23 protein-coding genes are annotated in these 24,418 nt (G+C 60.6%); 11 read left to right on the plus strand and 12 right to left on the minus strand.

The features are described 5' to 3' along the window. Positions 1–48: 48 nt before the first annotated feature. Both ACK8OE_RS17660 and ACK8OE_RS17665 read right to left on the minus strand, forming a co-directional pair. Positions 49–591 (minus strand): glutathione peroxidase, encoded by a 543-nt coding sequence (locus tag ACK8OE_RS17660; RefSeq protein ID WP_290793215.1) that lies wholly within the window; start codon positions 589–591, stop codon positions 49–51. A gap of 87 nt (positions 592–678) precedes the next feature. Further along, entirely contained in the window at positions 679–1,221 is a 543-nt protein-coding gene (locus ACK8OE_RS17665; RefSeq protein ID WP_410273659.1) for a DUF4142 domain-containing protein, read from the minus strand. Positions 1,222–1,668: 447 nt separating this feature from the next. Here ACK8OE_RS17665 and ACK8OE_RS17670 point away from each other — a divergent pair, with 447 nt between their 5' ends. The 3 genes from ACK8OE_RS17670 (at position 1,669) to ACK8OE_RS17680 (ending at position 7,899) form a co-directional block, all read left to right on the plus strand. Further along, positions 1,669–3,507, plus strand: coding sequence for a glycoside hydrolase family 2 protein (locus ACK8OE_RS17670; protein WP_410273660.1), 1,839 nt, complete (start codon positions 1,669–1,671; stop codon positions 3,505–3,507). Continuing rightward, entirely contained in the window at positions 3,504–5,906 is a 2,403-nt protein-coding gene (locus ACK8OE_RS17675) for a glycosyl hydrolase 115 family protein (protein ID WP_410273661.1), read from the plus strand. Before ACK8OE_RS17670 ends, ACK8OE_RS17675 begins: the two co-directional genes overlap by 4 nt. 67 nt (positions 5,907–5,973) lie before the next feature. Further along, positions 5,974–7,899: a S9 family peptidase gene (locus ACK8OE_RS17680; RefSeq protein WP_410273662.1), complete on the plus strand. Its 1,926-nt coding sequence runs from the start codon at positions 5,974–5,976 to the stop codon at positions 7,897–7,899. A gap of 368 nt (positions 7,900–8,267) precedes the next feature. On the opposite strand, the gene ACK8OE_RS17685 is transcribed toward ACK8OE_RS17680, so the two are convergent. Both ACK8OE_RS17685 and ACK8OE_RS17690 read right to left on the minus strand, forming a co-directional pair. Then, positions 8,268–9,362, minus strand: coding sequence for a hypothetical protein (locus ACK8OE_RS17685; protein ID WP_410273663.1), 1,095 nt, complete (start codon positions 9,360–9,362; stop codon positions 8,268–8,270). Then, a complete protein-coding gene (locus ACK8OE_RS17690) occupies positions 9,359–10,156 on the minus strand; it encodes a DUF72 domain-containing protein (RefSeq protein ID WP_410273664.1) in 798 nt (265 codons plus the stop codon). Before ACK8OE_RS17690 ends, ACK8OE_RS17685 begins: the two co-directional genes overlap by 4 nt. A 105-nt stretch (positions 10,157–10,261) precedes the next feature. Between ACK8OE_RS17690 and ACK8OE_RS17695 the strand changes: the two genes are divergently transcribed. Beyond that, the gene (locus ACK8OE_RS17695; RefSeq protein ID WP_410273665.1) at positions 10,262–10,948 is read left to right on the plus strand and encodes a peptidoglycan DD-metalloendopeptidase family protein; all 687 of its coding nucleotides are present in this window, start codon (positions 10,262–10,264) and stop codon (positions 10,946–10,948) included. Beyond that, positions 10,945–11,565, plus strand: a complete 621-nt coding sequence (locus ACK8OE_RS17700; RefSeq protein WP_366509202.1) for a pseudouridine synthase — start codon at positions 10,945–10,947, stop codon at positions 11,563–11,565. The genes ACK8OE_RS17695 and ACK8OE_RS17700 overlap by 4 nt, the downstream gene beginning before the upstream one ends. A gap of 159 nt (positions 11,566–11,724) precedes the next feature. On the opposite strand, the gene ACK8OE_RS17705 is transcribed toward ACK8OE_RS17700, so the two are convergent. Continuing rightward, a complete protein-coding gene (locus ACK8OE_RS17705; protein WP_410273666.1) occupies positions 11,725–12,243 on the minus strand; it encodes a superoxide dismutase family protein in 519 nt (172 codons plus the stop codon). Positions 12,244–12,413: 170 nt separating this feature from the next. Between ACK8OE_RS17705 and ung the strand changes: the two genes are divergently transcribed. Beyond that, positions 12,414–13,127 carry a uracil-DNA glycosylase gene (ung, locus tag ACK8OE_RS17710; RefSeq protein WP_410273667.1) on the plus strand — a complete coding sequence of 238 codons (714 nt, stop codon included), beginning with the start codon at positions 12,414–12,416 and terminating at the stop codon, positions 13,125–13,127. Between the two features lie 66 nt (positions 13,128–13,193). Here ung and ACK8OE_RS17715 read toward each other — a convergent pair whose 3' ends face one another. Further along, positions 13,194–14,867, minus strand: coding sequence for a methyl-accepting chemotaxis protein (locus ACK8OE_RS17715; protein ID WP_410273668.1), 1,674 nt, complete (start codon positions 14,865–14,867; stop codon positions 13,194–13,196). Between the two features lie 304 nt (positions 14,868–15,171). Between ACK8OE_RS17715 and ACK8OE_RS17720 the strand changes: the two genes are divergently transcribed. The 3 genes from ACK8OE_RS17720 to fghA are packed head-to-tail and all read left to right on the plus strand — an operon-like array spanning position 15,172 to position 17,886. Further along, the gene (locus tag ACK8OE_RS17720; RefSeq protein ID WP_126423998.1) at positions 15,172–16,281 is read left to right on the plus strand and encodes an S-(hydroxymethyl)glutathione dehydrogenase/class III alcohol dehydrogenase; all 1,110 of its coding nucleotides are present in this window, start codon (positions 15,172–15,174) and stop codon (positions 16,279–16,281) included. After that, entirely contained in the window at positions 16,281–17,042 is a 762-nt protein-coding gene (locus tag ACK8OE_RS17725) for a GNAT family N-acetyltransferase (RefSeq protein WP_410273669.1), read from the plus strand. The genes ACK8OE_RS17720 and ACK8OE_RS17725 overlap by 1 nt, the downstream gene beginning before the upstream one ends. 10 nt (positions 17,043–17,052) lie before the next feature. Then, on the plus strand, positions 17,053–17,886 hold the full coding sequence (fghA, locus tag ACK8OE_RS17730) for an S-formylglutathione hydrolase (protein WP_410273670.1): 834 nt from the start codon (positions 17,053–17,055) through the stop codon (positions 17,884–17,886). Here fghA and ACK8OE_RS17735 read toward each other — a convergent pair. Then, positions 17,876–18,433 (minus strand): hypothetical protein, encoded by a 558-nt coding sequence (locus ACK8OE_RS17735; protein ID WP_410273671.1) that lies wholly within the window; start codon positions 18,431–18,433, stop codon positions 17,876–17,878. The two genes, fghA and ACK8OE_RS17735, sit on opposite strands and share 11 nt — an antisense overlap. Before the next feature lie 175 nt (positions 18,434–18,608). Between ACK8OE_RS17735 and ACK8OE_RS17740 the strand changes: the two genes are divergently transcribed. Further along, on the plus strand, positions 18,609–19,928 hold the full coding sequence (locus ACK8OE_RS17740) for a hemolysin family protein (RefSeq protein WP_410273672.1): 1,320 nt from the start codon (positions 18,609–18,611) through the stop codon (positions 19,926–19,928). 172 nt (positions 19,929–20,100) lie between these two features. Beyond that, positions 20,101–20,718: a 30S ribosomal protein S4 gene (gene rpsD / locus ACK8OE_RS17745; protein ID WP_013480534.1), complete on the plus strand. Its 618-nt coding sequence runs from the start codon at positions 20,101–20,103 to the stop codon at positions 20,716–20,718. Positions 20,719–20,986: 268 nt separating this feature from the next. On the opposite strand, the gene ACK8OE_RS17750 is transcribed toward rpsD, so the two are convergent. The 5 genes from ACK8OE_RS17750 to ACK8OE_RS17770 form a co-directional block, all read right to left on the minus strand. Further along, complete coding sequence (locus ACK8OE_RS17750; RefSeq protein WP_410273673.1) at positions 20,987–22,369, minus strand: hypothetical protein; 1,383 nt, start codon at positions 22,367–22,369, stop codon at positions 20,987–20,989. Then, positions 22,366–22,620 (minus strand): hypothetical protein, encoded by a 255-nt coding sequence (locus ACK8OE_RS17755; protein WP_410273674.1) that lies wholly within the window; start codon positions 22,618–22,620, stop codon positions 22,366–22,368. The genes ACK8OE_RS17750 and ACK8OE_RS17755 overlap by 4 nt, the downstream gene beginning before the upstream one ends. A gap of 124 nt (positions 22,621–22,744) precedes the next feature. Continuing rightward, complete coding sequence (gene grxD / locus ACK8OE_RS17760; protein WP_290793167.1) at positions 22,745–23,086, minus strand: Grx4 family monothiol glutaredoxin; 342 nt, start codon at positions 23,084–23,086, stop codon at positions 22,745–22,747. 67 nt (positions 23,087–23,153) lie between these two features. Next, complete coding sequence (locus tag ACK8OE_RS17765) at positions 23,154–24,080, minus strand: aldo/keto reductase (protein ID WP_410273675.1); 927 nt, start codon at positions 24,078–24,080, stop codon at positions 23,154–23,156. A 12-nt stretch (positions 24,081–24,092) separates the two neighbouring features. Beyond that, positions 24,093–24,323, minus strand: a complete 231-nt coding sequence (locus ACK8OE_RS17770; RefSeq protein WP_290793160.1) for a BolA family transcriptional regulator — start codon at positions 24,321–24,323, stop codon at positions 24,093–24,095. Between the last annotated feature and the right edge of the window lie 95 nt (positions 24,324–24,418).

Genomic DNA, 24,418 nt, shown 5'->3' on the forward strand with positions numbered 1-24,418 from the left:
TTTGGCTGCGCCGAACTTCGTTTCGATTCAACCTGAACGAAATCCGCTCTAAGCCGCCAGCGCCTTGTTGAGAGCATCGACCAAGCGCACATCGTCCGGGGCAACGTCCGGAGAAAAGCGCGCCACGACCTTACCGTCACGGCCCACGACGAACTTCTCGAAATTCCACAGGATTTCGCCGCGCGGGGTCGGCGGGAAGCCATAACCGGCAAACTTTTCGCGCATCAGTTCGGCACCTGCGGCGTCGGGTAAAGCTTCGGTGAGGGCCGCATAGAGCGGGTGTTTGTCCGGTCCGGCCACGCTGATTTTGGAGAACAGCGGGAAGGACACGTCGAACGCCGTCTGGCAAAAGCTGGCGATCTCCTGATCGGTGCCCGGCTCCTGCCCCATGAAGTTGTTGGCGGGAAAGCCGAGGATTTCCAGACCCTGCGCCTGCTTGTCGCGATAGAGAGCCTCCAGCGCTTCGTATTGCGGGGTCAGGCCGCATTTCGAGGCGACATTGACGACCAGCAACACCTTACCGGCATAGTCACCCAGCGACGTTTGCGTCCCATCAATCCGCTTCAGCGGGATATCGTACAGTGCGCCCATCAAATCCTCCATATATTGAGAAGGATAGGCGATCCGTCCGGCCATGCAAACGAAAATCCACCTTGATCACAGACCGTTGAGCGCGTCCTACGCGGCCGAGGCTCGCGCCGTCGAGAGTGTCGGCGCAAACTGGCTCAGGTGGTATTTCAGATAGTCGCACAGGGTCAGGGCATAGATGTTGAGATTGGCCATCGGCGTGCGCGTGCGCAGGAAGCGCTCGCACAGGTTCAGCATGTCGAGATAGAGCCGGTTCTGGAACTGGATATAGTCGATATCGAAATGCGCGGCCTCGCTCAGTTGCAGGGCGTCGATCTCGTCCTGCTGTTCGGGTGAAGGCAGGTAGTCGGGCGTCAGCGACGACCCGGCCTTTTCCAGCGCCGTCAGCAGGGCCTCGTTCAGCCACACGTGGCTTTCGCCCATATGGCGGGCATAGGCGCGAATATCGGCGCACTCTGAACGCAGGGAGGCCGTGCGGTGGGCCTGAATGGCGACGGCGTTAAGGCGCGAGACGAGGCCTACGAATATATCGACAATGTTCGGCACCGACGCCGCGGACAGGCTAGAGCGCGGGGCACGGCGAAGCGGCAAGGCGTTGTTCGGGCGACGGGCAGACAGCAGATGCGGGGTCATGAACCTCTCCCCTATGAAAAAACGATACAGTGTCTGCTTTTTTGAAGAGGGCCGTCGGCGTCTGTTCATCAGCCGTCCGCCAGCCCTGACCATCATGATTTAGGGGCATGGCGTTCGGCCATTGAGCGTTCAGAAAGAAGATGCGCCGACTTTCCGGCGCAATCGTGGCGTTAAACCGTTCGGATTGGGGCGCTTTTTGCGATCTGTTGATCCGTGATCGGGATATTCGTCTATTTTGCAGACTTAGCGTTGAACGCGATAAGAATGACATGGGCTGCGCATTAGAGGTGATAAGACGACCGTAAATCCAGGGCTGTAAGCGCAATGGTTCGGCCGAGTAACGTGCATTATAGATCGAATTTGATTGAAGTTGAATTTTTGAGGCGCTAAAAGGTCTTACCAATAAAATTATTAGGTCTGATAAGGATTGCAGGAGGGAGAGTGGTCATGCGTTGGGTTTCCACCATTTTGGCGGTATTGGCCCTGTTTGCCCTACCCGCCGGGGCGCAGGATATGCGGCCGGCCTACCTTTTGACGGGGGCGGCGTATCGCGAGGTTCAGGACCTGTCAGGGCCCTGGACCTATTCCAGGGACCTCTATCGCACGGGCCTGACCGACATCAATGGCTGGGTGGCCAAATCGCGGATGCAGCGTTACCGCGATGTGGATGTGGCCGCCGAAGAGGCCAGGGGCGGGGCGACCTTCTTTGAATTTGACCTCGATCGTGGTCCGCAGATGGCGCTACCCGGCGCGTGGAATGCTGCCGAACCCGAACTGCGCTATTATGACGGGCTGATCTGGTTTCAGCGCAAGTTTACCCCCAAAGTGTTTGACGGGAAACGCGCTTTTCTGCGGTTCGAGGCGGTCAACTACAAGGCCTATGTCTATCTGAACGGCAAGGAAATTGGCCGCCACGAAGGCGGTTTCACGCCGTTCGTTATCGAGGTCACGCACGCCCTGCGCGCCGGTGAAAACCGCCTCAGCGTCGGTGTGGATTCCACCCATGACGCTCAGTCCATTCCGACGGCGATCACCGACTGGGACCTCTACGGCGGCATTACGCGTCCTGTGAAGCTGATCTATACGCCAGAAACCTTTGTCGATGACGCCACCCTGACCCTGACGCCGGAGGGGCGTCTGAAAGGTATGGCGCAACTGAACGGCCCCCGCGCCTCCGGGCAGGTGGTTAGGCTGAACATTGCCGGGCTCAAGACCACGCTGTCTGGGACGACGGATAGCAAAGGTCAGGCTGTTTTTGATCTGAAAGCGCCGCGTGCGCTGAAACTGTGGTCACCGGAGACCCCCGTCCTGTATGAGGTGAGCTTTTCAACCGTTGATGACAAGCTGAGGGACCGGATTGGCTTTCGCACCATCACGGTCAAAGGCCACCAGATACTATTGAATGGTAAGCCTGTTTTTCTCAAAGGCGTTTCGCTGCACGAGGAGGAATTCGGCAGCCATCCGGCACGCAATATGACGGAAGCGGCGTCACGTGGCCTGTTGTCCGAGATCAAATACGGCCTGCACGGCAACTATGTACGCCTGTCGCATTATCCGCATTCGGAGACGACCCTGCGTCTGGCCGATGAAATGGGGCTGCTGGTGTGGAGCGAAATCCCGGTCTATTGGACGGTCGATTGGGAAAACCCCGCGGTGTTGCAAAAGGCGCTGAGGATGCAGGCGGAGACGGTTTTCAGGGATCGCAACCGGGCCTCGGTCATCCTGTGGAGCGTCGGGAACGAAACCCCGGTGTCAGCGGCGCGCACCCAATTCCACGCCGCCATGGCCGACAATGTGCGGGCGCTTGACCCGACGCGCCTGATCAGTGCCGCTCTGCTGGTCGAGCGCAAGGGCAATGACATCTATCTGGCCGACCCGCTGGTGGATAAGCTGGATGTGCTGGCGGTCAATACCTATGCCGGCTGGTATGGCGATGATCCGCTATCGGCGTTGCCGGGTCTGCATTGGAATGTGCCGGCGGACCGTCCCCTGATCCTATCGGAGTTCGGGGCCGATGCGCTAGCGGGCTATCGCGACCCGACCGCTATGCATAAGTTTTCCGAGGACTATCAGGCGGCATACTATCGCCAGACCCTGAAAATGGCCGACAGGATACCGACCCTGAATGGTATGTCGCCGTGGATTTTGAAGGACTTCCAGTCGCCCCGCCGCGAACACCCGATCTATCAGAACGGCTGGAACAGAAAGGGTCTGCTCTCGGAAACCGGTGTGCGTAAACAGGCTTTTGACGTTCTGGCCACCTATTATCAGGACAAGCAGCCGTGAGGCGCTGGCTGATAGCACTGATGGCCTGTGTGGCCACCCCGGCTGTTGCGCAGGTGGTCGTGTCGCCCGCCGTTACGTTGCGCTCTCTGGACCTGAACGGGGCCGCGATTGTCTATGACGCCCGCGATGCTGAGCTGGTGGGCATCGCCGCGCGTGATCTGGCTGGCGATATCGGGCGACTGGGTGGTCAGGCGCAGGCAGTCACGACGGGTTCATCCGGCCGAACGCAGGTCTGGGTCGGGACGCCCGGCCATCATGCCGGTATTGATGCGCTGATCAAGGCGGGCACACTGGATGTCGGACGGCTGAAAGACTGCTGGGAATGTTCACTGACGGCGGTGGTATCGAAGCCCGCGTCGGGCGTTGAGCGCGCCCTGATCATTGTGGGGTCCGATCGGCGGGGTGCTGCATTCGGCGTCTATGACCTGTCGCGCGCTTTGGGGGTGTCGCCGTGGGTATGGTGGGCCGATGTGACGCCGGTGAAAAAGGGACTGAATGTCTCGCTGTCTAAGCCTTATTTCTTGAAACCTTCCGTGACTTATCGCGGTCTTTTCATAAATGATGAAGACTGGGGTCTTTTCCCTTGGGCGGCACAAACCTTCGATCCGGAAACGGGCAATATCGGTCCCAAAACCTACGAGAAGGTGTTTCAGCTCTTGCTGCGCCTGAAGGCCAATACCCTGTGGCCGGCCATGCATAAGGTGTCTGCCCCGTTCAATGCTAACCCGCAAAACGCGGCTTTAGCCGAACGTTATGGCATCGTTATGGGCTCATCGCACGCCGAGCCGATGCTGCGGAACAATGTCGGGGAATGGACCGAACCGGGTGAGCGGTTCAACTACGCGACCCATCCGCAGGGGGTGCGCGCCTATTGGGAAGCGCGTCTCAAAACCAATGGTCGTTATGAAAATATGTACACACTGGGGATGCGGGGCATCCACGATTCCGGCATTGTCGGGGCTTCGACGACCGCAGAGAAACAGGCGTTGCTCAACCGCATTCTGTCGGATCAGCGTCAACTGTTGAAAGATACGGTCGGTGATCCAAAAACACTCCCGCAAGTCTTTGTGCCCTATAAGGAAGTTCTGGATATCTACCGTGCCGGAATAGACCTGCCGGAGGATGTAACCCTGGTGTGGCCCGACGACAATTTCGGCTATATCCGCTACTTCCCCAATGCTTCAGAACAAAAGCGTTCGGGCCGGTCGGGCGTCTATTATCACCTGTCCTATCTGGGGGCACCGCTCTCCTATCTTTGGCTCTCGACCACGCCGCCCGCTCTGGTGACCGAAGAGATGACGCGCGCCTATGACAATGGCGCGGACCGTCTGTGGGTCGTCAATGCCGGAGATATCAAACCGGCAGAGGTCAATCTGACCCACTTTTTCGATCTGGCCTGGGATGTGAAGGGCGTGCGTGCCCTCAGCCAAAAGCAGTATCTGACGCGACTGGCGGGCGAAACCTTTGGTGCAGACAAGTCGGCGGTGATTGGCGACCTGTGGGATCGCTATTACAGGCTCAATTTCGAACGCCGCCCGGAACACCTGCAATACTACCTGCCCGGCGAGAAGGCGCGGCGCTCCGGCCTGTCGCCGCGGCAGGTGTTTGAGCGGGTGAGCGCCTTTGAAAACCTGATGACCGATGTCGAGGCGCTGAAAAGCGACGATCCGGGTCTGTTTCAACTGGTCGAATACCCGCTGAAGGCTTCGGCTCTGGCCAACCGGCGGTTTTTCGCGCTGGAGGCCTATGTAGCGGAATATGAGCGCAATCCGCGTCTGGGCGGGCTCTATGCGGGACGGGCCCGCGCGTTCGACGCGCAGATCAAGGCGCTGACGGCACGCTACAACAGCGGTAAGTGGGCGGGCATAATTGCCGAAGAACCCGCGGATGCCCTGTGGACCTCGTTCCGCCTGTCACCGCCGGTTCTGCCGACTGCGACGCTGGCTCAGACGGGGGAATTGCCTGTCTATCGTCTGGCCGATGACGGGGTGATCCGCCTTGAGGCGGAAGGCGGTGTGGCCAGGGGTTGGCGGCGGATCGAAGGCCTCGGGCGCGGTGAGGGGAGTCTGCGCGCCTTGCGGGCGGATGCGGTCGTCAGCCTGCGTCCCGATCTACCCAAGGCCGGGACGTGGTGCGTCAGTACCCATATCCTGCCGGTTTTCCCGACCGACGGGGCGGCCGCTTGGTCACTTGATCTCAAGACGGAGGGGGTGACCACGCCATTGACTTACGCCCGCGGACCGCAGGACAAGGCATGGCAGCAGGGCGTGCTGCATAATCGCCTGACGGCCTCTGTGCCCCTGACACTCGGTGCCGGGCGACAAGAGGTACAGCTTCGGTCATTGCGGCCTGACCTTATTCTCGATGGTATCGATTTCACCCCCGGAACCTGTCCATAAAAGTCGTTTCAGATGTTTCGGGAGTGTGGTTTAGTCGGTTCTCGTTCTCAGATGGGAGGCTCTTATTATGCGTACATCCCTGTTGACTCTGGCTCTGGCGGCGGGCGTGTCGCTCATGCCGATGATGGCTTTGGCCGATGCCGAAAAGCCGGCCAATCTGATCGCCGATGGTATCCCGGCGGTTCCGGACAGCATTGTCGCCGCCACGCGGCCCTATATGGAGTTCCGCACGGCCAGCTTCCGCGGCTGGGACCCGACCGACCGCTCGATGCTGATTTCGACGCGCTTTGGCAATACGGCGCAACTGCATAGCGTCAGGATGCCGATGGGGGCGCGCACCCAGATATCGTTTGAGGCCGAGCCGGTCAGCGGCACCCTGTCTCCGAAAGGCGACGTGCTGCTGGTGTCCAAAGATACGGGTGGCAATGAGTTTTTTCAGCTCTATACGCTTAAAGACGGCCGTCTGACCCTGCTGACCGACGGCAAGAGCCGTAATAATTTTCAGGGCTTTTCCAAGGATGGCGAGCTGATCGCCTATAGCTCGACCCGCCGCAACGGCACCGATACTGACCTTTACGTGATGAACCCGCGTGATCCGAAGACCGACCGTATGGTGGCACAGGTCAGTGGCGGCGGCTGGGGGTTCGCGGACTTCGCGCCGGATAAGAAGACGGCGGTGGTCGCGCAATATATCTCGGTCACCAAGTCGAACCTTTATCTGCTGAACCTCCAGTCGGGGCAGATGACCCCCATCGGCGACCACAAGACCGATATCGCCTGGGGCGGGGTGCAGTTTGCGCCGGACGGTACATTGTGGGTCACGTCGGATATTGGCTCTGATTTTCAGCGGTTGGGGACGCTGGATATAAAGACGGGCAAGTTCACGCCCAAATCACCCGATCCCAAATGGGATGTCGAAGGTTTCGACATCGCCGATGACGGTAGTTTCATCGCCTATTCGGTCAATGAAGCCGGTGTCTATCGCCTGAAACTACTGGACCCGAAGACGGGCACATCCACACCGGTCACCTCCCTGCCGCAGGGCACGGTGGGTGGGTTTGACATCGCGCCCTGGGGAGAGATTGGAGTTACGGTCGCTTCGGCCAGGGCGGCATCGGATGCCTATTCGATTGATCCCAAAACCATGGCGGTAAAGCGCTGGACGCAGTCGGAGACGGGCGGGCTTGACCCTAATGTCAATGCCGAGCCGGAATTTGTCGAGGTCACCTCGTTCGATAAGGAAAAGGTGTCGGGCTTCCTCTATCGCCCGGACCCCAAAAAATTCCCCGGCAAGCGGCCATTGATCATCAATATTCACGGCGGGCCGGAAGGGCAATCGACGACCGGTTTCCTGGGGCGCAACAACTACCTGCTCAATGAGCTGGGCATCGCCATCTTCTATCCGAACGTGCGCGGCTCGACCGGCTTTGGCAAGCGCTTCGTCTCGCTCGATAACGGACCGTTCAAGCGCGAGGATTCTGTGAAGGATATCGGGGCCTTCCTCGACGTTCTTGAGACGGATGCAGGCCTTGATGCCGCGAAGTTTGCGGTCACCGGCGGCTCATATGGCGGCTATATGTGTTACGCCGTGGGCATCCGCTATGGCGCGCGGCTGAAAGGCGCCAATTGTGTGGTGGCCATTTCCAACTTCGTCACCTTCCTCGAAAACACCCAAAGCTATCGGCGTGACCTGCGCCGCGTCGAATATGGCGACGAGCGTGACCCGAAACAAAAGGCCAAGCTGCTCGAGATTTCGCCGATGACGCGGGTCAACGAGCTGCGGGTGCCGCTGATGGTGGTCACCGGGGCCAATGATCCGCGTGTGCCCAAGTCGGAAGCCGATCAGATCGTCGAAGCCGTGCGCGCCCGCGGCGGTCTGGCCTGGCATCTGGTCGGCATGGACGAAGGGCATGGCTTCGCCAAAAAAGCTAATCAGGACTATCAGTTCTGGACCAGTCTGATGTTCTGGCAGAAGACGCTTTTGGGGCAGTAAAGGAACATCCTCCCTCTGCGTTAGACCGGTATGACTTTTAATGGGATCGTCATTGAAGCGCCTCCCCTGATTTCAGGGGAGGTGGATTTGACGCCGCTCAGGCGTCAAAGACGGTGGGGTTAACTACCGTCGCTTTAACCCCACCCGGCCTTTCAGGCCACCCTCCCCTGAAACGAAGTTCGGCGAAGCCAAATCAGGGGAGGCGCTATAGCGATAAGCCGTTTCCATCTAAAATCATTTCGATCTAGCAGCGGAGGTGCCGAGCCTGTTGAGGCAGAGGGGGCATAGCCGTCGTTTTGGCCCCCTCCGTCAGCTCATTTCATTCGCTGCCACCTCCCCCGTACACTTCGCTACAGGGGAGGAGGTAGTTACAGCAAGCCCTTAGTCTTAAGCGCTTCGATCTCTTTGATCAGCCCGGCTTCGTCGCTCGCGCTGACGAGGGCCTGAATGCGGTCGGCCCCCAGTTCGGCCAGCACGATGTGGCGGAACTTCATCAGATAGCCGCTGACCTTGGGGTCATAGCCAAAGCGCGGGGCCAGTTTTTCCAGCACGGTGTCGGCGGTCTTTTCGGCGGCACCGGAATGGATATAGCCGGCGTCGGATTCGTTATGGATGAAGCATTCGCGCCAGACGCCGGTTTCGCCGCTCGCCCCGTTGCCCCAGTTGATCTCCAGACCGTTCGGGCCTTCGCGCAGATACCCGGCCTTGACCGGATCAACGCGGGCGATGATGGCGGCAGCCTCCAGCCAGGTGGCGACCTTTGCGGCGCCGTCACCGACCGGGGCCGTGTGGGCGCAGGCCTGCGTGATCACCAGACGCGGCGACAGCTTACGTGCCATGCTCTCAGACAGACCGAGCACATGGTGCGCGCCCGTGCCATTGGTCCCGCCGATGCGCAGTTCGGGCAGGGTGGTGCCGTCGGCCTGCCATTGAAAAACCAGCGCCTTGGCCCAGTCGTGCCACAGGGCGGCGGCCGAGACGAGGCTGGCGTCCACCGGCAGGCCCGCGCTTTCACTATAAAGCGCCGACAGGGCCGCGCCGGAGCGCTGATTGAAGCGTTCGTGCTCCGGCAACCCGCCGGGCCAGCCGTGGTGCGAATGGACGGGTCCGCCGGGGGCCGCCACAAAGGGCTGAGCGAGGGTGGGGCAGGCACTGCCGTCGGCGGTCACCGGCGGGAAGACCCCGGCGGTGGTTTGCGGGCCGGTATCGGCGACGAAGCCGCGCGCCGCCAACCGCGTGACGAGGACCGACTTGCCTTCGGCGGTCAGTCCGGCGCGATGGCGCAGGCAGGTGTTTGGCGACAGGGCGTCAACCGTTGCCGCGCGAATCTGCGGGTCCGTCAGCCCCTGAGCGGTTTGCTGCAAGCTCTTGTAATCCTTGCGCGCCCGCTCGGCCACGTGGGGTTCGGCGGCCATGGCCGGTGTCGTGCTCAAAAGGACGAGGCTCAGGGCGATACGCTTCATTTCACTCTCTCGATCAGGGCCATGGCGGCGTGCGGGTTCTTCACCTTGTCCCCGCTGATGACATAGGCGAAGACGTCGCGCCTTTTAGCGCCGTTTTCGTGACGGTTTCTTTCGCCGACGCAGGCAATATCCCCCGGCACTGTGCCCTTTTCGATGGTCTTCAGCCGCCCCGACCACTCATCGAGTGCGGCTTGCGCATAGCCGATCGGCTCGTTTTCCTCGGTGCCCAGCAGGCGCAGATAGGCGAAGTCCGCCGTCTGATCGCCGATCTGCGGGAAGTCTTCGTCAAAGGCATTGACCACGGCGACCTTGTAGTGGCGCGCCATGTCGATAAATTCCGGCGTCTGAAAGGTCGGGCTGCGCACTTCGACCGCGTGACGCAGGCGCACCCCGTCGTAGGAAGCGGGCAGAAGTTTCAGAAAAGCCTCGAAATCCTCAGCGTCGAACTTTTTGGTGGCCATGAACTGCCAGTTGATCGGCCCCAGCTTATCCTTCAGTTCGGTGACGCCGGAGGTGATGAATTTTTCAATCGACTCGCCGGCTTCGGCCAGTACGCGACGATTGGTGGTATAGCGCGAGCCCTTGACGCAGAAGATGAACCCTTCCGGCGTCTCGTCACGCCATTTGGCAAAGGTTTCCGGTTTCTGCGCGCCGTAATAGGTCGAATTGATCTCGATGGAGGTCAGCTTGCGGCTGGCATAGTCCAACTCTTTCTTTTGCGACAGGCCGTCGGGATAGAAGGTGCCGCGCCACGGCTCGAAGTTCCAGCCGCCGATACCGATATAGATGCTCATGCCTGCCTCCGTTTAGGTTCGGACCACTATCTACGGCGAATGGACAGGCGCTGTCAGTATGAAAAAGCGGTAGGGTTACGCCGACATTGCCGCTAAAGTGCGGGAATGAATGCTCTATCGACTTCTGAACGGCTGGCCGCCTATCATCTGTGGCTGGCCGAGCGCCCCGAAACCAGTGCCGGGATTATGGCGGGGCTTGAAACCGCCCGTCCGATCCGCCTCGATGCCGAGGGGCTGAGGGCCGAAGGCTGGGAGGGCGATATGCCGCGCGGCTGGGCCGTGCAGGCCGGTGAACCGCTGCGTATCGGGGGCTATGACGAGGATCGCGGTATTTACGACAGCGGCGTCTTTGCCGGAGACGGCGGCGAACGGCGCACCCTGCATCTGGGGATCGACCTGTTCGCTGCGGCGGGTTCAGAGGTGTTTGCGCCTTTGTCCGGGTCTGTGCACTCGTTTCAGGATAACAATAATATCAAAGACTACGGCCCGACGGTTATTGTACAACATGAACCACGGCCCGGCCTGACCTTCTGGACGCTGTACGGGCATCTCAGCCGCGACAGTCTCGACGGTCTGTTTGCGGGCAAGGTGTTCAACGCGGGCGACAGGCTGGCGCGTCTGGGCGATGACCGCGTCAATGGCGGCTGGTCGCCGCACCTGCATTTTCAGGTCATTCTCGACCTGGGCGGCCGGTCGGGCGACTTTCCCGGCGTCTTTAAACGCTCCGAGCGCGACCCGTGGACACAGGTCTGTCCCGACCCCAGACCGCTTTTGGGGCTGACGCACCTGTGATAACGCCGCTGTATGCCGACGACAGCGTGCTGGTCTTCGATAAACCGGCGGGCCTGCTGTCTGTGCCGGGACGTTTGCCGGAGAACAAGGATTCGCTGGCCCTGCGCGTGCAGGCCCTGTGGCCGGACGCCCTAATCGTGCATCGGCTGGATATGGCCACCTCTGGCCTGATCCTGATGGCGCGGGGGGCTGAGCCGCATCGCGCCCTGTCCATCGCCTTTGCGGAACGACAGGTCACCAAGCGCTATGTGGCGGTGGTCGCCGGGGAAGTGGCCGCCGAGCAGGGGGAGGTTGATCTGCCGCTGATCTGCGACTGGCCCAATCGCCCGCGCCAGAAGGTCGATCATGAGGTCGGTAAACCCTCCCTGACCCGCTACACGGTTTTGGCGCGCGAGGCGGGGCGCACCCGCGTGGCACTGGAACCCGTTACCGGGCGCTCGCATCAGCTCCGGGTGCATATGATGGCGCTGGGCCATCCGATACTGGGCGATGAGTTTTATGCGCCGGATGAGGTGCGCGCGCTCAGCCCGCGATTGCAGCTCCATGCCGAATATCTGGCATTTCCGCATCCGGCCGACGGGCGCAGGATCGAGGTCGCCGCCGCGCCCGCGTTTTGAAACTTACCGGTTTCTTATGGGCGGGCGGGCTTCCCCGATGGGATCGCTATGCGTGGCGCGTCATAGTGCCGGGGTGAGAGTTCTCATTGAAGTCTTTTCTGGGTGACTTCCCTGAGCCACTGCCCCCTTCCGGCCTCCCGGAAGGGGCTTTTTTATGGGCTATTTCACCACCGCACAGGCGACACGCGCCCCGGCGCCCCCGATGGGCTGGCTCGAATAGTCGTCGGGCGAAGCGTGAACGACGACCGCCGCGCCGTCAGCGTCTTTCAGGGCCGACTTGCCAGGGGTGGGCGCATAGCTGACCAGCGACGAGAAGATTTCCGCCTTGGCCACGCCGTCCTTACCGGCATAGATATTGGTCAGGTCGCCATCGTCATTGGCGGCGGGGTTGAGCAGGCCGTGCACCAGTGCGCCGTGGCTGGCGTCATGGACGTGGCCGCCGGAATTCTGGAATTTGGCCGTGTCGCCGCAGTCGCCCTTGGCGTGGAAGTGTACGCCGTGCCAGCCTTCGCTGAGGCCCGTCGCTTCAATACGCAGAATAACGCCCTTGGGGGCCGGAGTAACGGTGACCGTGCCGATGGTCGTGCCGTCATTGCCGATCAGGTCTGACGTCGCCGGGGCGGCAAAGACCGGTGTGGCAGCGGCGATCAAGGCCGCGGCGAATGCGAATGTGCGCATGGAATTTCCTTCTCTCATCAGTCCCGCCCGCCCGCAGTCTCTCATGCTTGCGAACCGTTATCAATTGGTCTGTGCGGTTTTACCCGGACACGGACATGATCCGTCGGCTTGACGCCTTCGCAGAGTCGGTGTCCGTTCGGGCCATTCTACCGTGCAAGAGGATATATCGTATGACAGCCACCCCCACCACGGAGGGCATCAGCCTCGAACCCGGCTGGAAGGCGGCGCTGACGCCGGAATTCCACAGCCCGTATATGCAATCGCTCAAGGCCTTTCTGAAAGACGAGAAGGCCCACGGCAAGCGCATCTTCCCCAGGGGCAGCGAGTATTTCCGGGCGCTGGACCTGACGCCGCTGGATCAGGTCAAGGTCGTCATTCTGGGGCAGGACCCCTATCATGGCGAAGGTCAGGCGCACGGCCTGTGTTTCAGCGTGCGGCCGGGCGTGCGTATCCCGCCGTCTCTGGTCAATATCTACAAGGAGATGCAGAGCGATCTTGGCATCCCGCCCGCACGGCATGGCTTTCTGGAACACTGGGCGAAGCAGGGTGTGCTGCTGCTCAACAGCGTGCTGACGGTTGAGGAGGGCAAGGCGGCGGCGCATCAGGGGCGCGGCTGGGAAAAGTTCACCGACGCGGTGATTGCCCGCGTCAATGCGTTGCCGCAACCTGTCGTCTTCATCCTGTGGGGGGCCTATGCGCAGAAAAAAGCCGCCTTTGTCGATGCGTCGCGCCATCTGGTGCTGAAATCGGCGCACCCGTCGCCGCTGTCGGCGCACAACGGCTTTCTGGGCAGCCGGCCCTTTTCCCAAACCAATGACTGGCTAAAGGCGCAGGGCGTGACGCCTATCGACTGGAAGCTGCCGGACAATCCTCTGGACGCATAAAAAACCCCCCGCCGGAGACACTCACCGGCGGGGAGATTTTATCAGAAACGCTTTGTCTTAAGCGTGTTACGCGGCGCGCAGGCGCTGCACGAAGGCCACGACCTCGCCTTGCAGGTCGGCGGAGCGTTCTTCCAGTTCCGACGACAGGCCCAGCAGTTGCTGCGCGGCGTGGCCGGTCATCTGGGCCGCCTGATCGACGCCCGTAATGTGGCCGGTCACATCGCGCGTGCCGGTGGCGGCGCGGTTGGTATTGGCGGCGATTTCATTGGTCGCCGCGCCCTGTTGTTCGACCGAGGCCGCGATCGAGCCGGTCAGGCCGCCGATGGTTTCGATCGTGCGGACGATGGCGTCGATGGAACCCACCGTAACCGCTGTCGCCGACTGGATTTCCGAAATCTTGGCGCGGATATCGTCGGTGGCCTTGGCGGTTTGTTGCGCCAGTTGCTTCACTTCGGAGGCGACGACGGCAAAGCCCTTACCGGCTTCCCCGGCGCGCGCCGATTCGATGGTGGCGTTGAGCGCCAGCAGGTTGGTCTGGGCGGCGATGGCCTGAATGAGGTTGATGACCTCGCCGATCTGCTGTGCGGCGGTTGAGAGCGTCTGAATGGCCTCTTCGGTCTTCTTGGCTTCTTCGACGGCGCTTTGCGTCACCTCGGCGGTGCGCACGACCTGATGGTTGATTTCACCGACGCTGGCCGACAGTTCTTCGGTGGCCGCAGCCACGTTTTGCACATTGTTGGCGGCGTCGATAGCGGCCTGCGACACCGAGGCGGCGCGGTGCGACGCGTCTTCGGCCGTTTCGTTAAGGCCGCGGGCGGCTTCGGCAACCGTGCGCGACGAGGAGATAAAGCGCGTGGCCAGTTCGCCCATGTGCTTTTCAAACTCGGCCGCGATGCGGTTACGTTCGGCCATCAGCTCCTGATAGGCGCGCTTTTCGGCCATCTGCTGCTCGACCTTGAGCTGCTCGGCTTCGGCGGCGCGGTCGCGCAGGACGCGGATCGAACGCCACAGGCTGCCGATCTCGTCCTTAGCCGTATGCTCCGGGATCGGCGTGTCATAGGCGCCTTCGGAGATACGCGTCACGCTGCGGTCGATATTCTGGATCGGGCGCGAAATGACCTTGATGGCGACCCAAAGGGAGACGGCCAGAAGGGCCAGAATGCCGGTGACGGCCATCAGCAGGAACAGGTTGGAGCGCGTCTGACTATAGCCAGCCACCTCGGCCTGCGATTTTTCCAGATCGGCGCGGATGGTGGTGACCATCGCGTCGATGTCTTTCTGGAAGCCCGAGCGGTTGGCGCGGTTGGCCTCGTTATTGCCCAGCGTATTGGCTTCTTCCGGAGAGACATCACGGCCGACGCGGGCGATTTCGCGGCGGAAGGTGATGAATTGCTGCGCCTTGGCTTCGACGGCGGCAAAGGCTGGCAGTTCATTGGGTTCAAGCGTAGCCTTCCACAAGGTCAAGAGCGCCTGCATATCGTCGAGGCCCTTATCGACGCCATCGGCGAACTTCTTGGCCTTTTCGGTGCTTTCGGCCATGTAGACACCGCGCGATTCCATCACCACAAGCGTCACGAGGCGGTTGAGTTTTTCGCCGTTATAGGCGTTCTGGTTGGCATTGCCGTAGCTGGCCAGGATTTTGTTGTAGTCGCCGATGGTGGCCAGCCCCAGACCGGTAATGGCCGAAGCGATGATGGCGAAGGCGGCGACCAGCGCCAGAATCTTGAACTTGATACTCATCTTTTCTTACCCCGAACTTTGATCCGAAGATGTGGCCGCCCGCGTGTAAAGCGGGACGGCGCACGTCACCGTTCAATAACAGGGTTACAATCTAGGCTCAGAGTCTTAAGGCTTTCTGACCGACCAATTGAGATCACAAAATTTTGTTTTGTAATACAACATGATACATATGGTTGCTGTTTACCTTAAGCGGGTGAAGCCGAACCTGAGCGCCGGGCGGCTTTTATAGGGGGTAAACGCCGGTTAGGGCTTGCCCCGCATCCAGCGGGGTCTTAGGTTTGGCAGCAGATTTAGGGAGACTGCCATGAAGACCCGTGCCGCCGTCGCGTTTGAAGCCAAAAAGCCCCTCGAAATTGTCGAGGTTGATCTGGAGGGGCCGCGTCACGGCGAAGTGCTGGTTGAGATCAAGGCGACGGGTGTGTGCCATACCGACGCCTATACGCTGGATGGGCTCGATTCCGAGGGGCTGTTTCCCTCCATCCTCGGCCACGAAGGCGCGGGCGTCGTGCTGGAGGTCGGCCCCGGTGTCACCTCGCTGAAACCCGGCGACCACGTTATCCCGCTCTACACGCCGGAATGCCGTCAGTGCAAATCCTGCCTCAGCCGCAAGACCAACCTGTGTACCGCCATTCGAGGCACGCAGGGCAAGGGGCTGATGCCGGATGGCACGTCGCGCTTTTCGTATAAGGGGCAGGCCATCCATCACTATATGGGCTGTTCGACCTTCGCCAATCATACTGTTCTGCCGGAGATCGCGCTGGCCAAGATTCGCCCGGACGCGCCGTTCGACAAGGCCTGCTATATTGGCTGCGGCGTGACGACCGGCGTCGGCGCGGTGATTCACACGGCGCAGGTCGAGCCGGGGGCCAATGCTGTGGTCTTTGGTCTGGGCGGTATTGGTCTCAACGTCATTCAGGGCCTGAAGCTGGTCGGAGCGGACAAGATCGTCGGCGTCGATATCAACGACTCCAAGGAAGAGTGGGGCCGTCGCTTCGGCATGACCCACTTCGTCAATCCGAAAAAGGTGTCGGGCGACATTGTCGCGCATCTGGTCGAGCTGACCGGCGGTGGGGCGGACTACACGTTCGACTGTACCGGCAATGTCGAGGTTATGCGTCAGGCGCTGGAGGCCTGCCACCGCGGCTGGGGCGAAAGCATCATCATCGGCGTGGCACCTGCCGGGGCGGAGATCAAGACGCGCCCGTTCCAGCTCGTCACCGGGCGCGTGTGGAAGGGCTCGGCCTTTGGTGGCGCGCGCGGTCGCACCGACGTGCCGAAGATCGTCGATTGGTACATGGACGGCAAGATCGAGATCGACCCGATGATCACCCACACCCTCCCGCTGGAGCGCATCAATGAGGCCTTCGACCTGATGCATGCCGGCGAAAGCATCCGGAGTGTGATCGTATTCTGATGGAAGAGGACGACGATTTCGAAATCGAGCACGTCGAACCCTATAGCTGCGTCTTCTGTTCCGAGCCGATCGAGGACGAAAACGCCGCCGTGACCCTGACCGCGACGTGGATGCCGCACTGGCGCGCCGCCAAGTTTTCGCCGCTGGCGCAGGACTTCTGGTGCCATTCCGCGTGCCTGCAAAAGAACTGGCACGGGTCGTGGCCGTGGGAGCCACACGTCCTGTTCGGTGTCGATACGGGCGATGACCGCGACTATGCCGAATCGCTGGCGCTGACGGTCGCGCGCCCCGAAGATCGCGCCGATATCGAGGACATGCTGGGTCTGGCCTACGAAGAAGGCCTGCACCGGTCCTACGGCTCTGATCTGGTCGAGGAGGTGCTGGCGTTCCTGACCGTGCTTGATCCGGCGCTCCTGACCTGTGGTACTTTCTACGTCATGGCCGATATGGACGGGCAGATCGCGGCGTGCGGTGGCTTCACCCGCGAAGCCCCCGGCTCGGGCGAAGTTATCGAAGGCGTCGCCCATATCCGCCACTTTGCCACCCATCCGGACTTTGCGGGATTCGGTGTGGGCAGCCGCCTGTTCCAGCACTGCCTCAAAGAGGCCAAGGCGGCGGGCCTGCGCGAGTTTGTCTGCTATTCCGGGCTCAATGCCGAAGGTTTTTACCGGACGCTGGGCTTCAAGCGCGAAAATCTGATTGAAATTCACATGGCCGAGGGCGTCATCCTGCCCGGTATCCTGCTGCGCCGACTGATCTGAGGGTTTAATCATGGACATTACCGCGCAACACCGCCTGTTCGGGGGCACGCTGAGCTTTGTGAAGCACGACTCGGCGGCGACCCAGACGCCGATGGCGCTCAGCGTCTTCGTGCCCGAAGGTGAGGGGCCCTTCCCGGTGCTGATCTGGCTGTCGGGCCTGACCTGCACCGCCAACAATTTCACGGAAAAGGCCGGGGCCTATAAGCGTGCGGCCGAACTGGGCCTGATGATCGTGGCACCGGACACCTCACCTCGCGGAGAGGGGGTTGCCAATGATGAGGCCTATGATCTGGGGCAGGGGGCGGGCTTCTACGTCAACGCCACGCAAAGCCCGTGGGCGCCGCATTTCCAGATGGAAACTTACGTCACGCACGACCTGCTTCAGCTGATCGCGGCGGAATTTCCGGCGGATATGAGCCGCGTTGGTCTGTCCGGCCATTCGATGGGCGGGCACGGCGCGCTGACTCTGGCCATGAACTATTCGCACCTGTTCAGATCGGTTTCGGCCTTCGCGCCCATTGCCTCGCCCGTCCACTGTCCGTGGGGGCAAAAGGCGATGGAGGCCTATCTTGGCCCGTCGCATGAGGCGTGGGAGAAATACGACGCGGCCCTGCGACTGGCCAAGGGCAAGGCCCTGCCGTTTGATGAAATTCTGGTCGATCAGGGGCTGGCCGATCCTTTCCTGGAGACGCAACTGATGCCGCATCTGCTGGAACAGGCCGCCGGGGTGGTGGGGCAAAAGCTGACCCTGCGCCGTCACGAAGGCTATGACCATAGCTACTATTTCATCGCCAGCTTCATCGACGACCACCTGGATTTTCACGCCCGGCGGCTTAAGGCGTAACCCGTTTCATGTGTGAGCGATTGCGCGTGATCCAGGTTTCCGTGGCATCGTCGGTAAAATCTATTTCTTTCAGCGTCGTATAGGCATTGTCCTTATACGTCATCGTAACGCGGATACGCGCCGGACGGTCGTCATCCGTGGCGGTGCTGTCGAAATAGAGGGTCCAGTTTTCCGCCGTCGCCCCCTTGGCGAGGCTCACCGTTTCGCGGTCTTCCGAGGCCGGTTTACCTTTGCGGAGGCTGGCGCTGGCCAGCGTCCTGCCATCTGGCTCAAAGCCGGAGAGGCCATAGATATAGACAATGCCGGTCTTGGGTCCGTCATCATAGCGTGAGGTTTCCAGAACCGTCGCCTTGTCCTCAAGCACCTTTACCGTGCGGCTGACGGGCAGAGCGAACCATTTATCACTCTGATAATCGCGGTATTCCAGCGCCCCGGTCCACTCGCCTTCAAGACTGAGCAGGGCCTGTTGCGGGGTGAGGTCGGCGGCGTGGGCCGCTGAGGCCAGACATAAAAGAAGGCCGGAGCCCAGCGCAGCATTGCGTTTCATTGAGATTTTCCTGTGAAGTATAAGAGGTACGCTCAAGCCACGCTTACGGATCGAATAACGAAACTGTTAAGGTACAATCGGCAAAGCGCACGCCTAAAATATTGCGCCCGCTCAGTTTAGTGACTAGCATAAGCCGTGGAGCCGCAGGATGGCTTCGTTCCGGATCTTCCCCCCAATGTTACTGCTTGCCTGTGCCGTCGTCCTCCTTCTGGTGGTGCTGAACGGCATATTTGCCATGTCCGAACTGGCCGTGGTGTCGTCTCGCCGTGCCAAGCTGCAAAGCCGTGCCGATAAGGGGGACAAGGGGGCGCAACAGGCGCTGAAGCTGTCGCAGGACCCAACGCGCTTTTTGTCGGCGGTGCAGGTGGGGATTACGCTGATTGGGATTCTGGCCGGTGCCTATGGTCAGGCCACGATCGCCAGTGAGCTGGATCACCTGCTGGAACATAACTTCCCAACACTCGCCCCCTATAGCGAAGCGCTGGCCACAGGTATCGTCGTTGTGCTGCTCACCTATCTGTCGCTGATCGTCGGCGAACTGGTTCCCAAGCGCGTGGCGCTGATTTTCCCGGAAACCATTGCCGGTTTCGTTTCACGTCCCCTGTCATTTCTGGCCATGGCCATGGGTCCGTTTGTGACGCTGTTGACCGGCTCGACCACGCTGGTCCTGCGTTTTCTGGGCATCCGCGACGAAAAGGGCGAGACCATCACGCAGGAAGAGGTGGAAACCGCTCTGGCCGAAGGCATGGGCGCGGGCCTGATCGAGCCGGCGGAACAGGCCATGATGACTGAAGTGATGCGTCTGGGTGACCGGCCGGCGCGCGTGGCCATGACGCCGCGCCCCGAAGTGTACTGGATTTCGATTGATGACGAAGAGACGGTCATCCGCAACGACATCCGTGCCTGCCCCTATTCGCGCATCGTCGTGGTGCGCGGGCAGGACATGGAAAACCCCATCGGCATTCTGCACAAGCGCGACGTCGCCGATACGCTGCTGAGCGGTGAGCCACTCGACCTGCAAAAGCTGATCGCTGAGCCGATCTATATCCCCGATACCACCTCGCTCCTTCAGGCGCTCGATATGTTCAAAGCGTCGAAGCTGCATATCGCCTTTGTCGTCAATGAGTTCGGCACCATCGAAGGCGTGCTGACCCCCACCGACCTGCTGGAAATGATCGCCGGTGACTTCAATGAGGAGCACGATGACGAACAGCCAATGATCCTGCATCGTGAGGACGGCTCGTGTCTGGTCGATGGGCGCGCTGACCTGTTCGAGCTGTCGGAAGCGTTGGATGAGGCCTATGAGCCCGGCACCGGTTATCACACGGCGGCGGGTCTGGTCCTGCACCGTCTGGGCCGCTTCCCCAAGGAGGGCGAAATCCTGACCCTGGGCCATCACCGCGTCGAGGTGATCGACATGGACGAACGCCGCATAGACAAGCTGCTGTTCACGCCCCTCCGCAAGCCTGAAAAGAACGAGGCAGACGAGGAATAGGCCGGGTTCGGCACGGCAGCGGCTTGACTCTGCGCGCCGATGACGCCATAAGCGCCGCTTCTCCTGCTTACCTTCGGTAGGCGGGCTATTACGGGTTGATCCTGAACCGCCGTTGAAATCGCTGTCTCGCACTCTCGTGGGACGCCGGACAGGGTTATATAAAGGTAAGACTATGTCGAAGCGCCACAGCGCCAAGTACAAGCTCGACCGCGCCATGGGTGAAAACCTGTGGGGTCGTCCCAAGTCCCCCGTCAACAAGCGCTCCTATGGCCCCGGCCAGCATGGTCAGCGTCGCAAGTCCAAGGTTTCGGACTTCGGCCTGCAACTGCGCGCCAAGCAAAAGCTGAAGGGCTACTACGGGAACATCACCGAGAAGCAATTCTCGAAGATCTACGAAGAGGCCGATCGCCGCAAGGGCAACACCTCCGAGAACCTGATCGCGCTGCTGGAGTCGCGTCTGGACGCCATCGTCTATCGCTGCAAGTTCGTGCCGACCGTGTGGGCGGCCCGTCAGTTCGTCAACCACGGCCATGTGCTGGTCAACGGCAAGAAGGTGAACATCGCCTCTTACCGCGTGAAGGTCGGCGACGTGATCGAGGTCCGCGAGCGTTCGCGCAACATGGCTCTGGTGCTCGAAGCCCTGCAATCGCCTGAGCGCGACGTGCCGGACTATATCGAACTGGACGCCAAGGCGATGAAGGCCACCTATCTGCGCCTGCCGGAACTGTCGGAAGTTCCGTATCCGGTCAAGATGGAGCCGAACCTGATCGTCGAATATTACTCGTCCTAAGCGCGTCCTGACGGGCTGCAAATGCCCGTCTTTTTGCGCGCCCTTGCTCATGTACTCTCGTACACATCGCTTCGGGTGCTCAAAAGCCAGACATTTTCGCCGCGTCATTACGGCTTAGAGCCTCATGCCGAAAAGTGGACACCACTTTTCGGAAAAACATGAGGCGTTAGAAATAATTAGAGCTATTCGGCGGCTCATCTGAGCCGACGAATGCTCTAGTAGCGATCAGACGTACAAAGCCCCGGAAGGTTCGCCTTCCGGGGTTTTGTTACTTTTGGTCGTCTTTCTTGCCGTCCTCATCATCATCGTCGGTCGCGCCGGGCTTTGGGGCCGGGGCCTTCAGCATGTCCAGAACGTCAGCCTTCGATTTCCCGGCATCAATGGCCGCGACAATGCTGCCCAGCCGTTCGGCCGTCGCGCCGCCGTGCGGGTCATTGGCCGCCGGCCTTAACACATCCGCCGCTTCGCTTAAACGGTCACGCCTGATCAGCAACTGCGCCGCAAAAATAGCGTAGTCGCGCACCGCCGGAGCCAGGATATGGGCCTGATAGGCGGCGTTCACCGTGTTGTCGTCCGGATAATCCGGCCCCATCTTCGCCGCGCGTGCCAGATAGTTGAGATTTGAGGCGTTCATCGGGTCAAGGGCATAGGCCTTACGAAACGCCTCGCGCGCCTTGCGCATCTGGGAGTCGAAGGTTTCCGCCGGCTGGAAAAGCTTGTGAAGGCTCATCAGATACCAGGTCTGACCCAGACGATAGAAGCCTTCGGCGTCATCGGGGTGGGCCGCCGTGTAGGTCTGATAGTAGGCAAGCCCCTTTTGTTCATCGCCGTGCTGGATTTCGGCGCGCGCCAGCACGCCCTGCGCATAGGCATCGTCCGGATACCTGGCAGCCTCCTTCTGGACTTTCTCCAGCAGCACTGGCCTGTAGTCGCGGGGTATGCAGGTCATTGACCCGGCATCCCACAGCGCCAGTTTGTCGGCACTGACCGGCATGGGCGACAGCGTGATTTTTGGGTCCGGCATATCCCGCATGCGATAAACCGTCGCCTTCAGCGAATTCATATAGCTCCACAGGACCGACGACAGCGATTTGACCGGCACACCAAAGGCTGCCTCAAATGCCGCGACGGCCTCTTCTCCCTTGCTGCGGCGCTGAAGATACTGGCGGAAGGCCTCACGCCGCGCCGGGTCACTCAGGATCCAGTGCGTCAGCAACCACGACTGCGGGTAGAAGTTTGAACCGGATCGGCGCGTCGAGGGGGCATCGCGCAGTATGTCCTCATAGGTCAGGGTGCCGCTGGAGCTGAGCTGGCGGATGCGCCAGGACAAGGCCATGCCCACCACGGCCTGATCGTCGAGAATCTTCGTTGTGCCGTAATATTCGGCAAAGCCTTCGACAAACCAGCGCGGATAGAAGGTTTGCGAGTTCTGGAACATGAATATGTGCGTATATTCATGGAAGAAGATGTGCTGGCTGGTGTTTTCAGCGAGGTTCTGAACCTTGGAACCCGACGCGATGGTTTCGCCTTCATAGGTCGAAAACCCGACCGTGCCGGCGGCGCAGATGCTGACAAAGCCGGCGACGTTACTATCCAGCTTGGGTCTGACCTGTTTAAGGTCGGAACGGTCACCCAGAAAATACAGCTTCATCCGCGGCTGCGGCTCAGCATCCGGCCCCGAAAGGCCATACCCGAAAGGCCATAAAAGGCGCCGATAATGTAGCGAAACTTCTCCAGATTGCGCACATAGGCCTCGGTGGCCTTGGCATTGACGTTGGAATAGACAGTGAAATTCGGGCTCTGCGCGACAATCCATTTGTCAGCGGCGTGCGCGAGGCTGCCCATAAGAGACAGGCCGAGACTCAGGCAGAGACTGAGGCCAATCATCGCTGTCTTTCGCATCCCACCCCCCTGAACGGCAAAACCGGTCTTAAAATACCCGCTCCACGCGCGCTGACAAGTCAACAAAAACGCCCTGACCAAATAGGGCAGGGCGTGCGTCAGGCGTATGAAAGAAAAAGCGAAATCAGGCCTCGATCACGCCTTTTTCGGCCAGAAGCGTTTTCAGTTCGCCGTTCTGGAACAGTTCGCGCACGATGTCGGCGCCACCGATGAACTCTTCCTTCACATAGAGCTGCGGGATGGTTGGCCAGTCGGAATAGACCTTGATGCCTTCCCGCAGATCGTTGTCCTGCAGGACGTCCACCCCGGCAAACTCGACGCCCAGATGGTCCAGGACCTGCACCACCAGCGAAGAGAAGCCGCAGCGCGGCTGATCCGGCGTGCCCTTCATGAACAGGACGACGGGGTTGCTCTTGATGGTGCCATCAATGAACTGATGCACTTCGGTATGGATATCGGCGCTCACGGCGGGCACTCCGGAAAAAGGATTTATGGGACGGATATAGGCACAGAGCGCCACAAAATCCAGTGGATCAGGCCTGTTTCTTGCGCGCGTTCGCCAGCTCATCGGCCTGAGCCGAAAAGCGCGCCATCTCGATCTGCGCTGGCACCGAGGTCGGCATGGCGCGTTCGACCACGGCGACCAGTGAGTCCAGATGCTCAGGGTCGTCGGCGTTGACAAAAAGAGTCGAAAGATTGGGCTGGGTCAGGGCGTAGGACAGGCACAGTTCTTCGGCGGTCCAGTCGGGTGTCTGATGCAGGAAGGCGTAGGTGCCGCGTCCGGCCAAAGGGTCGATGGATTGACCACCGAACAGGCCGAGCCAACCCTTTTTCGGCACAATGGCTTCGGGTTTACGGTACTGCGCCGGGAAGAAGTCGTGCCCGAAAACGGCCATGCCCTGTGCCAACGCGTAGTCGAGCAGATGGCGCTTGTTCCACGAGGTGTCGATGTCGAAAACGGTCTTGAGAATGTTGAAACGCCCGTCATCCACCGCGACCTTGATCAGGTCGTCATTGGCCGTCGCCCCGGTAAATTTCAGCATCCCCGCCTCACGCAGGGCGGTGATAAAGGTCCAGCTACGGTCGGGAATACGATCAAAGCCGTTGGCATGGAACACGAGCAGGTCGATCCATTGCAGGCCCGACGATTTGATGACGCCGCGCAGGCGCTCGCGCAGGGGCTCAAGCCGGTATTCGTCGGCGGGATCGCTGCTCCCTTCTTCTTCGGCACTCAGCGAAATGAACAGGACGCGGCGATCGACAACCGCAAAGGTTTCGGTCGCCGCCGCCAGCAGGTCCGGATGGGCCGAGGTCAGGTGAAACGTATTGATGCCGTTTTCAAGCGCGGTGTTCAGCAGCCGCGTCGCGGCATTGCGGCTGCGACCGAGCTTTGCCCACGAGACATTGAGTCCCAGGGCGGAAAGGGCCTGACCGGAATGTCCGAACGGGCGATAGCGCATGGCGGGCGAGCCTCAGGGGACGCGGGTTTCGAGGGCCAGAGCGTGCAACGGCCCGCTCATCAGATCGGACAGCGCCGCATAGACCTTCTGGTGCTGACGCACGCGCGGCATCCCGGCAAACCCGGCGTCGGTAATATAGGCTTTGTAGTGATCGCCGTCCCCGGCCAGATCTTCCACGACAATCTCGGCATCGGGAAAGGCGGCCTTCAGGCGGGCTTCGAGGTCGGATTGCGCAATGGGCATGGGGAGGGCCTTGTGAACGACTCGATTAACAAACACAATGGGCTTGGAACTATCACAAAATGGGTTAACAAGTGGCAATCGTCCGCCTTTGCGGG

This window comes from Asticcacaulis sp. W401b (assembly GCF_046503825.1).
In the GTDB taxonomy this organism is placed as follows: domain Bacteria; phylum Pseudomonadota; class Alphaproteobacteria; order Caulobacterales; family Caulobacteraceae; genus Asticcacaulis.

Excerpts from the sequence above, each read along its gene's own strand:
- fghA (WP_410273670.1), top strand. The coding sequence starts at position 17,053 with ATGGACATTACCGCGCAACACCGCCTGTTCGGGGGCACGCTGAGCTTT.
- ACK8OE_RS17735 (WP_410273671.1), bottom strand. The coding sequence starts at position 18,433 with ATGAAACGCAATGCTGCGCTGGGCTCCGGCCTTCTTTTATGTCTGGCC.
- ACK8OE_RS17715 (WP_410273668.1), bottom strand. The coding sequence starts at position 14,867 with ATGAGTATCAAGTTCAAGATTCTGGCGCTGGTCGCCGCCTTCGCCATC.
- ACK8OE_RS17660 (WP_290793215.1), bottom strand. The coding sequence starts at position 591 with ATGGGCGCACTGTACGATATCCCGCTGAAGCGGATTGATGGGACGCAA.
- ACK8OE_RS17755 (WP_410273674.1), bottom strand. The coding sequence starts at position 22,620 with ATGCGAAAGACAGCGATGATTGGCCTCAGTCTCTGCCTGAGTCTCGGC.
- ACK8OE_RS17740 (WP_410273672.1), top strand. The coding sequence starts at position 18,609 with ATGTTACTGCTTGCCTGTGCCGTCGTCCTCCTTCTGGTGGTGCTGAAC.
- rpsD (WP_013480534.1), top strand. The coding sequence starts at position 20,101 with ATGTCGAAGCGCCACAGCGCCAAGTACAAGCTCGACCGCGCCATGGGT.
- ACK8OE_RS17680 (WP_410273662.1), top strand. The coding sequence starts at position 5,974 with ATGCGTACATCCCTGTTGACTCTGGCTCTGGCGGCGGGCGTGTCGCTC.
- ACK8OE_RS17765 (WP_410273675.1), bottom strand. The coding sequence starts at position 24,080 with ATGCGCTATCGCCCGTTCGGACATTCCGGTCAGGCCCTTTCCGCCCTG.
- ACK8OE_RS17725 (WP_410273669.1), top strand. The coding sequence starts at position 16,281 with ATGGAAGAGGACGACGATTTCGAAATCGAGCACGTCGAACCCTATAGC.
- ACK8OE_RS17670 (WP_410273660.1), top strand. The coding sequence starts at position 1,669 with ATGCGTTGGGTTTCCACCATTTTGGCGGTATTGGCCCTGTTTGCCCTA.
- ACK8OE_RS17720 (WP_126423998.1), top strand. The coding sequence starts at position 15,172 with ATGAAGACCCGTGCCGCCGTCGCGTTTGAAGCCAAAAAGCCCCTCGAA.
- ACK8OE_RS17705 (WP_410273666.1), bottom strand. The coding sequence starts at position 12,243 with ATGCGCACATTCGCATTCGCCGCGGCCTTGATCGCCGCTGCCACACCG.
- ACK8OE_RS17770 (WP_290793160.1), bottom strand. The coding sequence starts at position 24,323 with ATGCCCATTGCGCAATCCGACCTCGAAGCCCGCCTGAAGGCCGCCTTT.
- ACK8OE_RS17685 (WP_410273663.1), bottom strand. The coding sequence starts at position 9,362 with ATGAAGCGTATCGCCCTGAGCCTCGTCCTTTTGAGCACGACACCGGCC.
- ACK8OE_RS17690 (WP_410273664.1), bottom strand. The coding sequence starts at position 10,156 with ATGAGCATCTATATCGGTATCGGCGGCTGGAACTTCGAGCCGTGGCGC.
- ung (WP_410273667.1), top strand. The coding sequence starts at position 12,414 with ATGACAGCCACCCCCACCACGGAGGGCATCAGCCTCGAACCCGGCTGG.
- ACK8OE_RS17750 (WP_410273673.1), bottom strand. The coding sequence starts at position 22,369 with ATGAAGCTGTATTTTCTGGGTGACCGTTCCGACCTTAAACAGGTCAGA.
- ACK8OE_RS17695 (WP_410273665.1), top strand. The coding sequence starts at position 10,262 with ATGAATGCTCTATCGACTTCTGAACGGCTGGCCGCCTATCATCTGTGG.
- ACK8OE_RS17665 (WP_410273659.1), bottom strand. The coding sequence starts at position 1,221 with ATGACCCCGCATCTGCTGTCTGCCCGTCGCCCGAACAACGCCTTGCCG.